Raw genomic sequence first — 545 nt, forward strand, 5'->3', positions numbered from 1 at the left:
CGGTGACGCGCTGGTCGAGTTCGGGTCCCGGGCCGACCAGGTGTTCCTCATCGCCCACGGCAAGATCACCAAGGTCGGCACCGGCGCCTACGGCGACCAGACCGTGCTGGGCACGATGGCCGACGGGGACTACTTCGGCGAGACGGCGTTGATCCGGGATGACGGGATCTGGGAGTTCACCGCCAAAGCCGTCACCACCTGCACCGTCCTCTCGCTGCCGCGGGACGTGTTCGAGGATGTCCTGTCGCGGTCGGAGACCCTGCAGGCTCATCTGGAGGCGTTCATCGCCGGCGGCGCGTCCGCCCGCAACGACCACGGCGAAGCCGAGATCTCCCTTGCCTCCGGGCATGACGGTGAGCCGATGCTGCCGGGGACGTTCGTCGACTACGACGCCCAGCCGCGGGAGTACGAGCTGTCGGTGGCGCAGACGGTGCTGCGGGTGCATTCGCGGGTGGCGGATCTCTACAACCAGCCGATGAACCAGATCGAGCAGCAGCTGCGGCTGACGGTGGAGGCGTTGCGGGAACGCCAGGAACACGAACTGA

1 protein-coding gene is annotated in these 545 nt (G+C 67.7%); it reads left to right on the forward strand.

Going from position 1 to position 545, the window contains the following annotated elements; genetic code table 11:
- Positions 1-545 (forward strand): cyclic nucleotide-binding domain-containing protein (locus QQ657_RS57075; protein ID WP_284750751.1); only part of this gene is annotated, 545 nt, incomplete at both ends.

It is taken from the genome of Amycolatopsis ponsaeliensis (assembly GCF_030182635.1).
GTDB lineage: Bacteria > Actinomycetota > Actinomycetes > Mycobacteriales > Pseudonocardiaceae > Amycolatopsis > Amycolatopsis ponsaeliensis.